The organism is Luteolibacter arcticus (assembly GCF_025950235.1).
GTDB classification, from domain to species: Bacteria; Verrucomicrobiota; Verrucomicrobiia; order Verrucomicrobiales; family Akkermansiaceae; genus Haloferula; species Haloferula arctica.
In genome coordinates this window covers 217,149-226,302 of sequence record NZ_JAPDDT010000009.1, presented here as the reverse complement: position 1 = coordinate 226,302, position 9,154 = coordinate 217,149, and the positions used below count along the sequence as shown (strand labels likewise).

Below are 9,154 nucleotides of genomic sequence, written 5' to 3'. Positions count from 1 at the left end.
CCGAGCTTCTCCAATACCTGACCTAACTAGTACAGATTAAAATCCGCGGGGAGATGATTTTTCAGACAGCCTCTTAGCCAAGTGCCGGACCTTCAAGCGCGGTGAATTAATTCACCTTTCGCAGTGTTCCTTCAACAGGACCCCGACGTGTCGTTGCCGGCGAGGATCTCGAGGGCAGTCATCACTTCTTCGGATGGGTCACGCTTGTTAAAGAGCGCATAGATTTCGAATTTCCGGTCTAGCGTCGCCAGCACGTGGAAGCGCTTTCGATTGCTCGCCTCTTCGATCACCGCACGCGGCAACACGCCCGCACCGATGTCGGCGGCGACGGCGTCCCGGATCACATACACGTCGTCCGCCTCGGCCACTACGCGAGGTTCGATTCGCCGTTCGCGGAGGTATTGATCGACCTCGAAGCGGTAGGCGCTGTGGCTTGTATAGTGGATGAAGCTGCGCCCGTGCAGTCCTTCCAAGGTCGGTTCCTTGAGGCTGGCCACGAACTTGCGGCCGCCGGCAATCACGAATTCGGGGGAGCTGAGCTTACGGCAATCGGTGCCGCGCTCCTTGCGCCGGTGCGGCAAGCTGTCGGTGATGAGCACATCAAGCCCGGTGGCCAGGAGTTCGTGGAAGAGATACTCGTGGTCGCCTTGCCGCACCCGGGTGAGGATGCGCTGGCTTTTGAACAGGGTGATGAACCGCTCCACGGCGAAGGATCTTCCCACCGTGGTGGCGATGCCGACTTCCAAGCGCATTCGCGGCTCCGATTGGCGGGCGGGGAAGAGTTCATCCAGTCGTGACGAAAGCCGGAACATTTCCTGGGTCACCTCGAAGGCCTTGCGTCCGTTTGAGTTGAGGCGCAGGGCACCGCTCGCCCGGTCGAAGAGCTTGTGGCCGAAGTGTCCTTCAAGCTGCTTGAGTTGCCCGCTCAACGTGGGCTGGGTGATGTTCAGCCGCTTCGCCGCCCGGGCCAGCGTGCCCTCCTGGGCAACCACGTGGAAATAGTGTAGATGGTTGAAGTTCATGGGGAGAATTCCTTCAGGGATGCCCCACGGTCTAACAAGCCGCGGACGCCTGCAATCCGATTTTGGTCCGCTTGGAAGGGCCATCGGAAAAACCGAAGGGACCCTTCGGAAGGCTCTTGTTGCGAGCGCCCACCGGTGGGGGATAAGATTCAAGTTCGCTTGCCGTTTTCCCCCCGACGTGCGGCTTCTTTCCGCCTCCGGCCCATGACTGCTACCGGTTTCCTGCGCTCCGCGACGTACGAGGGTTGTCGTACCTTGTGTCGTGGCGCGCCGGCTGTCGTCCCCCGCCTGCAACCCGAACCTTTTATCACCACCGTTCCCTTTGCCGGAGGATTTCCCGGCTGACCATGATGGAGGACTTTTCCGACCCAGACCTATCCCGGGGCATCCAGCCCCACGGCCTTTTGATCGCGCTGCATGGCGATGATTTCCTCATCAGCCAGGTGAGTGCGAATGCCGGGCACTTGATTGGTCGCGACCCTCGCGATCTCGCAGGCGCCTCCTTTCTCGACTTCGTCGATCCCTCCGCTCGCGCTTTAGTCGAGGCTTCCCTGCGGGAGGCATGGCGGACGGATCCCAAGTCCTTCCGCGTGGCCGTCCTTCCCCCAGGGAAAAGCGGAGCGGTGATGACGTTCGAAGCCATCGCGCACTCCCTGCCTGACGGCATCACGGTTGTGGAAATGGAGCGGGACCCGGTGCCCCAGCAATGGGTCTCTCCCTCGCCGGGTCCCGACTCCAGCCTACGGCTCGTCAGCCGCTCGCTCCTGGCCGTCGCCAGCCTGGTCGAGCCGGTCGAGATCGCCGGCATGCTTGCCCGGGAGCTCCAGCATTTCACCGGCTTCGACCGCGTGCTGGTGGCGCGGTTGGAAGAGGATGGCAGCGGTGAAATCGTGGCGGACGAGCACGAGGACGGCATGGAGTCACTGCTCGGTCTCCACGTGCCCGCGTCCGCCTTGCCGCCAGCCTCGCGAGGCCGCTTCGAGGCGGGGCAACTCCGCTACTTTCATGATGCAGCGGCCTCCCCGGTGCCGCTGGTGCCCTCGATTTGTCCCCGGAATGGAGCACCGCTCGATCTATCGCGGGCGGTGCTTCGCAGCCTTTCCCCCACGTGGGTCCGTCAACTCGCCGCACTCGAGGTGGCGTCCGGCATGACGCTGCCGCTGGTGGTCGATGACCGCCTGTGGGGGCTGGTGATCTGTCAGCACCGACGGCAGAAGTACATTTTCCATGAGCAACGGGCCGCCACCCGCTTGTGCGCGCTCGTTCTGTCGGCCCAGATCGCCGTGAAGCAGCGTGCCCTGGAAGATGGCAGTGCCGCGGAGGCCCGGGAGCGGGCGCTCCGGCTTGTGGCTGGCTTGAAGGACGGCCGCGGCTTCATCGAGACACTGCACGGTGCCCTGCCCGCCTTTGTCGCGCTTTTCGCTGCGGATGGGGGCGCCGTTTTCTCCGGACCGGATATCCATACCAGCGGCTCGGTGCCGGAACCTGTGGCCCTTTCCGCCCTGCGCGACGCTCTCAAGGAGCTTCCGTCCGAGGGGCCATGCATCACCGATCGCGCGGGGGAGCGCTTTTCCTCGCTCGCCGGGTCCTTGCCTCGGGCTGCCGGCGTGGTCGTCATTCATCTGGGCGACGAATCCTGGCTGCTGACATTCCGCGATGAAACCGTGCGTCACCGCCACTGGACCCGCGATCTGTCGGTGTCGGGAAATGCGGGCCGCGAGGAAGTCATTCGCGGCACCTCCGCGCCTTGGCCCTCTGCGACGACGGTGCTGGTCACCGAGGTCCGCTCCGGCATTCTTGACCTAGCCCGCCATTCCTCCGCTGGCTTGGAGCGCTCGAATCGCGAACTCCGCCGCTTTGCCGGCGTGGTCGCCCACGAGGTGAAGAATCAGCTTCAGCCCGGGGTCCTAGCCTTGTCGATGCTGCGCTCCGGTCTGGGCCACTCACTCAGCCCGGATTTCTCGAAGATCGCGGAAATGGGAGAACGCTCACTCACTGGCCTCGCGAAATTCACCGCCGAGATGCTCGATTTCGCCGAGGCGGAGATGTCCGACGTCATCGAGGAGATCGACCTTCACAGCGCGGCGGAGCAGGTCGTGGATCAGCTCCGCATCGGCCAAGCGGAAAACAGCGTGAGCTTCGGAATTTCGCCGCTACCCCGCATCCGCGGGCTCCGCATCCAGATGCGCCACGTCCTCTCCAATCTGGTGCGGAATGCGGTGCTGCACGGCCGCTTCGGCGCCCGGCCACTGCATGTCCAGGTGGGGAGCATGGATCACCCGGTTCACGGGGCGGTCGTCTTTGTCCGGGACGACGGGCGGGGAATTCCGATCAAAGACCAGCAGCGGATGTTCGACTACTTCGCCCGCGGCCGGGAGAGTCAACTGCCCGGCTCCGGCATAGGCCTCGCCTACTGCGCGCAGATCATTCAGCGTCAAGGTCAGCGGCTGTGGGTCGAGTCCGCCCCGGGGGAGGGGGCCGTCTTCTACTTCACAGTGTCGCTTGCGGAGGGCGAGTCGGCCACGCCGTTTGCCTGACTCGTAGATCCCGCACCTGCCGGCGATTTGCTTTTCCGCGATCCCCGCGCATAGGTGCGGGCAAGTGCGGCAACGCACGGTGCCCGCGGTTCGGGGAGGGGCCGCGGGCACCATCATTTTCAGGAGGTTACGGCCTTGGCCTGGGGCACACGGCCGGAAATTCGTCCTTTGGTTTTGCAGCGATCCTTGACCCTTGTCGGGCTTGTAGGGGCTGCGTATTTTTCCGCGCATCCCGGAGATGTTAGAATGTTAGAGTGCTTTAGGTTTGCGTTTCTTAACGGATACGGCATTTAGCACCCGGCTTCCGGGGAGGAAGGTCTCCCGCGGTAACCGTTTTCCACACGTGAACGAGTTCCACCGTCCCATCCGAAATCTCCTTGCAGCGGCACTCGTTCTTGCCGGTGCTTCATGCTCCACCATCGAAGTCCGCGAGGATGAACCGGTCTCATCGTGGGTCGCCCGGGATTCGATGAAGCGGAAAACGGAGGCGTCCGTCCGCATCGCCGGTGATCACATCGCCGGCCGTCCGGTGGGTCAGTTTTTCCAGCGCCACAGTGCTATCCTTTCGGACGGCGGCTCGCCGACGCTCTCCGTCGCGAAGCCCGGTGGAGAAGTCCAGCTCATGATGCCCACGACGGAAGGCTACGGCTCGGCCGTCTCGCTGGGTGACGGATATTTTCTTACTGCCGCGCACGTGCCGGTCAAAGGCCATGGCGGGCTCTTCTGCATCGAACACAGCGGTCGTCCGGTCGTCCGTTCCTATCGGGTGGTCTGGAAGGACAAGTCCGCCGATCTCGCGCTGCTCCAGGCCGACGCGGATGTCCCTGCCGTCAAGTGGGCGACGGAAAGCGCGCTGGGGAACGGTGCCAGCGTCTTCACCTTCGGCTTCGGTGGCGGCGAATGGGAGCCCAGCCAAGGCCAGATCCTCGGTCGCCGCCCCACGGGCGAAGCGGATCGTCATGCGGATCTCAAGCTCACCGCCCCGGTCGTCGCCGGGGACAGCGGTGGGCCGGTTGTTACCGCGGATGGGAAGCTCGTTGGCATCATCACCCGGGCCGACTACCGTTGGGTCCGCGCCTTCGGACGCGCTTGGACGCGCTCCGGATCGCATACCACTCGTCCCGACATCGGCTTCCTGGAGGACGTCATCGCTCAGGATCGCGCCAGTCATCGCCAGTGACGCCGCGGAAGGCGCGCCGGGGTTGCCGGAGCGCCTTCGTGTGGATGACTTCCACTGCACCATTATTCGGTACCGCCGCCGGCGCGCAGGATGGTGCCGTCCGTCTTGACGATGTCGCCGTTCTTGAGCGCGGTTTCACCGCCGCCGTCTTTCTTGGTCACGGCGAGATCCGGGCGGATCTTGGTGCCATCAAGCGAGATCTCCTTCTTGATCGTCTCGCCCATGCACTCCTTGACCAGAAGGGGCTTGCTGTCCTTCACGATCACCGAGCCCTCAAGCAGCACGCGGCCGTCGCTGAGGATGGCGTCGTTGTCCTTGAGACTCCATTTCTTGCCGTCCTTGGAAACGACGCTGCCGTCGGTCATCACCTTGGTGCCGTCGCTCAAGGCGGTCTCGGCGGCGAGTTCGGCTTTCTCACCCGCTTTGACGGTCATAATCTTGCCGTCCTTCTTGAATACTCCATCGGTGATGACGTGAGTGAGGAAGGTGCCGTCATCGGCGATCATGTCGCCTTCCTGCAGCTTCCAAGCGGTTCCGTCGGCGGAGGTGACGTCGCCGGTGCGGGTGACCTTGGTGCCGTCCTTGAGGGTGACGTCTTCCAGCAGTTCGGTGTTCTCGCCGTCCTTGTGGGTCATCAGCTTGCCGTCCTTCATGAGGATGCCGTCCTTGTGTTCGGCGGCGAGCGGAGTGATCGCCGCGAAGGTAAAGAGTCCCGCGGCGAGAATGCAATGGATCGATTTCATGTCGTACAATGTGGTTGGTTGATGCTGCCAAAGAGCGCGCATCCACGTCGGCGGAGATTTGGCCTTCGTTTCCGCGGTCTGCGCGTCCATCCCGGGAAGCCCGGTGTAGGCTCTCTTCGCAGACACTGTGCCGCCACGGGAATGGTCGGCAAAAGTCGCTCCAACATGGCGAACAGGATCGACGGTTCGCGAAAGCAAGGTTTCGTAAGGGCGGAGTGCACCGGAGGGATGGGCAAGGTGCAAGGGCTGGAACGGGAAGTCTGTTAGAGAGTCGCGGCCGAGTTCGTCCACCGGAGGATGAGACCATTCCGGGGTGGCAGCGCTACGAAGCCCGACCCGAATGGCACTGGATGAAGGGCGCTGCAACGTCACGCTGGGCTCGATCAACTGGCTCGGCAGTACGCCGGATTCATGCGCCGCAACGGCGGGAAATTCGGCAAAGGAAGCGCGGGCGACCTCACCCATTAGGCTTCGAAGGGAGGACCCTGATGGCCCAGCGCGGGAAGGGCATGAGTAACGTGGCAGAAAACATCGGGGCCCGCCGAGGCTACGCTGCAGGTGCCGCGGGCACCTTGGTGGGCGCGTGGAAGAATTCCTCCGGGCACCGCATGAATCTGAAGGGGCGGTGGAACCACGCCGGCATTGGTGTAGTGGTAGATTCCGACGGAACCGTTTTCCCCAACCCAGCTCTTCGGCAACGGTAGCAAGTCGCACCTGAGCCTGACGAACCGGATGAGTTCGTTCTGATCGCAGCCGCGTTTTAAGCTGGCGCTGCATCAAGCGTGCAGGGTGCGCGGTCGTTTCGGCGTTTTGCATTTCGCCCGATCCTTTGGAGACGACCGATTCGGTGTCGGAACGGTGCTTTGAAAGGTTGTAACCCTTTGTATTTGTGAGACTCGTGGTGGTTGATGGGCCCGCTGTTGGGACGGGTTCCATCGCTTGGCACCCGTGATGCAAACAGGATTATGGGTAAAACGAACCCCATATCATTATGCTTCACTGGTCACTAGTATTCCTCGTCGTCGCCATCATCGCCGCCGTGTTGGGCTTCGGTTCTCTCGCCGGTATGGCCGCGACGATTGCCAAGGTGTGTTTCGTCCTGTTCCTGATCATTTGGCTGGTCACGATGTTGACCTCGCGCAAGGCCTAGGGATTTTGCATGGAGTGATCCTGTCCGCCGTCAAGGCGGGCAGGACCCTGCTTGTTCTTATATGCCTGAAGCAGGCACGAACGGATGCTTTTTGGTAATGGCGCTGGACTTGGATGACAGCGTCAAAGTTTTTGGCGCGTACTCCTCTGAGGGACTGGCGCGGGCGGCGATCGACGTCCTCTCCAAAGCGAACTGGCGGTTCAGTGATTGGAGGGTGGAAGCGTGGATCCCTGCGGTAGAAGAAGAGGCTTCTCCTCGGTGCGTGGCAGTCGAGGTCGCGGAATGAGGTCGAGTGGATCGATCAGGTGCCGTGCGGGTCGAGGCCGAACTCAGGTTTCGGGATGCGGGTGACGCGGCATGCAAGATCGTCCTCACCGGATGCCACGATGAAGTGATCGCCCGCATCGACCAAACCAGTCGTGAAGACGACTCCTTCCAGATAACGGAGATCGCGGAGGTGCTCGGTAAGCTCCGGCCGTGACTCTAACAAGGGTCGGCTATCGTGAACGGCCAGCACGGATGAGGGATCGTCTCCATCGAGGAAAGCGTGAAACGTCCGGTAGGTGCCGACGAGTGTGCCGGGCTGCACGCCATGGTAGAGCATCAGCCATCCCCGCGAGGTGCGGATGGGGGGCGTGCCGCCGCCGATGCGCATGACTGAGGAGGAACCCTTGCGCGGACGGATCAAGGGCGTGTCGGCAGGTTTCCAATGGAGTGCATCGGGCGAGGATGCGAGATTGATCGAGGGCCCCGACTCGAACTCGCTGGCCGGAGGATAGGCGAAGTAGAGGTCACCCAAGGGACGGGTGAGCGCGTGGAACTTGCCGCCGATCTTCCCCTCGAAGATCAGCATGTCCTTGTTTTGGTGATCGAGGACGATGCCCTGAAGCCCGTAGTTCAGGCCATCCTGCGACGTGTACAGAGTGGTGGAATGCCGTTCGGCGCTGACCGAGCAGGTGGTCATGTACCACGTGTCATCCACCTTCGAGATGCGGGCGTCCTCCACTCCGTATTCCTGATAGCTGGCCGCAGGGGCGATCGCCTTCTCATAGTGAATGGCGATTGTTTCGAGGCTGTCTGGATCGAGTTCGACCGGTAGCAGCCATGACAAGGAGGTGAGGGCCATGACCTTGGACGAATGACCGCGGAGGCGGAACGTGCGTGGATCGGAGGCATCCACCAAGGCGAGTTCATGGCCATCCGTGAGATAGCCTTGGCGAGGGTCCCAGCGGATGGCGTGGATTTCATTGGCGCTTACCGGTTGTTGAAGGGCTTCGGCAATCCGGACCATCATCAACAGGTTGCCGTTCGGAAGCCGGGTGAGACCTGGATTGAAAGCACCGAGAACGTAGGTCTTCCGGCTGATGCCCGAACGAAGCGGCGAGCGGCTCAGATCGACATCGAGCGGGGAAAAAACGATGGCGTCGGATTCGGGAATCATGGCGAGGCTCCTTTGCGGGAGTCGTGCCAAGGCCACGCAGGGGTCGGACTCATGTTGAGAATGACTACATCATGCACATTGCCGTGGAAGAGGGCGGGTTGCAGCGCTAGACCCTCAATGGGAGAGCCGAAAAGCGCCTTTCAGACGATGTTGGCCGAGGGCACGCGATCTGCAAAAGCCTACATGATTGCCCGGATCTATCCCGCCGGGCGCAAGGCCATGGACATTCCCCAATATTCCACCCAGCCCGACGCGGAAGAGATCCGTCGGGCGATCCGCGAGCACCGGCTTGTGGAGTTTTACTACATCGGAGAACTTCTCACCGTGGAGCCCTACATCCATGGAATGGGCAAGCGCTATCAGGCACCGGTTCTGTTGGCGTGGGATCCCAGCCAAGGATGGAAGGAGTATAGCTGCATGAGAATCCGTCGCCTACGGGTGCTCGACCAGCACTATGCGAGATCGCGCGAGGACTACGATCCCAAGGACCCGCGGATCAAGAAGGTGGACGTGGCCGCCGAAGTCATCGGGAAGCGGGTAACCGCGACGAGATGAGTAAGTGAAAGCGGCTAGGCTTTCCAGTGATCGAACAAGGGGCCGTCCGCTCCCTGGAGCGGATCTTCTGCCGGCAAGGGCACGGCGGCGATCCGCTGGCGATCGGCAGCATGTCCGGACGACTTCACCAAGTCCGGCTTCTCACCGCGGGGATACGCACCGACAACGAGGAAGTCGTCCGAAGCTTCTAGGCACTTGTGACCGACACCCGCAGGGATGACGATAACATCGCCGGGACGAATGATGAACTCCTCGCCGTGGGCTCCGCCGAGCATGAGCCTCGCCTCGCCGATGACCACGCCAAGCACCTCGTGATTGGTGGTGTGAAAGTGGTGGTAGGGATAAACGCCCCAGCGCCAGGCGGCCTTCCAATCATGGGAGGCAAAGCGTTCCTCAAACCAGCCCGCCGGGTCGTCTTCCGCGACGACGCCGGAGCCGCGCATGATGACGAGGGGAAGGGTGGGATGATTCGGGGTTTCGCCATCATCGGCGAAGAGACGTGCTTCGATTTGCATGGCGCAGGGAT

Annotated in this window: 8 protein-coding genes; 4 read left to right on the top strand and 4 right to left on the bottom strand. The window is 62.3% G+C overall.

The genetic code is table 11. The features are described from left to right. Positions 1 to 131 precede the first annotated feature (131 nt). Positions 132 to 1,022, bottom strand: coding sequence for a LysR family transcriptional regulator (locus OKA05_RS19605; RefSeq protein ID WP_264488887.1), 891 nt, complete (start codon positions 1,020 to 1,022; stop codon positions 132 to 134). 347 nt (positions 1,023 to 1,369) lie between these two features. Here OKA05_RS19605 and OKA05_RS19600 point away from each other — a divergent pair, with 347 nt between their 5' ends. Both OKA05_RS19600 and OKA05_RS19595 read left to right on the top strand, forming a co-directional pair. Continuing rightward, a complete protein-coding gene (locus tag OKA05_RS19600) occupies positions 1,370 to 3,559 on the top strand; it encodes an ATP-binding protein (protein WP_264488886.1) in 2,190 nt (729 codons plus the stop codon). Between the two features lie 343 nt (positions 3,560 to 3,902). Then, the gene (locus OKA05_RS19595) at positions 3,903 to 4,739 is read left to right on the top strand and encodes a S1 family peptidase (RefSeq protein WP_264488885.1); all 837 of its coding nucleotides are present in this window, start codon (positions 3,903 to 3,905) and stop codon (positions 4,737 to 4,739) included. A gap of 62 nt (positions 4,740 to 4,801) precedes the next feature. Here OKA05_RS19595 and OKA05_RS19590 read toward each other — a convergent pair whose 3' ends face one another. Continuing rightward, on the bottom strand, positions 4,802 to 5,482 hold the full coding sequence (locus tag OKA05_RS19590) for a DUF6799 domain-containing protein (RefSeq protein ID WP_264488884.1): 681 nt from the start codon (positions 5,480 to 5,482) through the stop codon (positions 4,802 to 4,804). A gap of 991 nt (positions 5,483 to 6,473) precedes the next feature. On the opposite strand from OKA05_RS19590, the gene OKA05_RS19585 reads away from it, so the two are divergent. Next, positions 6,474 to 6,632: a DUF1328 domain-containing protein gene (locus OKA05_RS19585; protein ID WP_264488883.1), complete on the top strand. Its 159-nt coding sequence runs from the start codon at positions 6,474 to 6,476 to the stop codon at positions 6,630 to 6,632. A gap of 301 nt (positions 6,633 to 6,933) precedes the next feature. On the opposite strand, the gene OKA05_RS19580 is transcribed toward OKA05_RS19585, so the two are convergent. Continuing rightward, entirely contained in the window at positions 6,934 to 8,073 is a 1,140-nt protein-coding gene (locus OKA05_RS19580) for a glycoside hydrolase family 130 protein (protein WP_264488882.1), read from the bottom strand. 183 nt (positions 8,074 to 8,256) lie between these two features. On the opposite strand from OKA05_RS19580, the gene OKA05_RS19575 reads away from it, so the two are divergent. After that, on the top strand, positions 8,257 to 8,628 hold the full coding sequence (locus OKA05_RS19575) for a WYL domain-containing protein (RefSeq protein ID WP_264488881.1): 372 nt from the start codon (positions 8,257 to 8,259) through the stop codon (positions 8,626 to 8,628). A 14-nt stretch (positions 8,629 to 8,642) separates the two neighbouring features. Here OKA05_RS19575 and OKA05_RS19570 read toward each other — a convergent pair whose 3' ends face one another. Next, positions 8,643 to 9,143: a cupin domain-containing protein gene (locus tag OKA05_RS19570; protein WP_264488880.1), complete on the bottom strand. Its 501-nt coding sequence runs from the start codon at positions 9,141 to 9,143 to the stop codon at positions 8,643 to 8,645. Positions 9,144 to 9,154: the final 11 nt, after the last annotated feature.

Bases quoted from the DNA above. Each gene is read 5' to 3' on its own strand.
- OKA05_RS19585 (WP_264488883.1), top strand. From the start codon at position 6,474: ATGCTTCACTGGTCACTAGTATTCCTCGTCGTCGCCATCATCGCCGCC.
- OKA05_RS19590 (WP_264488884.1), bottom strand. From the start codon at position 5,482: ATGAAATCGATCCATTGCATTCTCGCCGCGGGACTCTTTACCTTCGCG.
- OKA05_RS19600 (WP_264488886.1), top strand. From the start codon at position 1,370: ATGATGGAGGACTTTTCCGACCCAGACCTATCCCGGGGCATCCAGCCC.
- OKA05_RS19580 (WP_264488882.1), bottom strand. From the start codon at position 8,073: ATGATTCCCGAATCCGACGCCATCGTTTTTTCCCCGCTCGATGTCGAT.
- OKA05_RS19605 (WP_264488887.1), bottom strand. From the start codon at position 1,022: ATGAACTTCAACCATCTACACTATTTCCACGTGGTTGCCCAGGAGGGC.
- OKA05_RS19575 (WP_264488881.1), top strand. From the start codon at position 8,257: ATGATTGCCCGGATCTATCCCGCCGGGCGCAAGGCCATGGACATTCCC.
- OKA05_RS19570 (WP_264488880.1), bottom strand. From the start codon at position 9,143: ATGCAAATCGAAGCACGTCTCTTCGCCGATGATGGCGAAACCCCGAAT.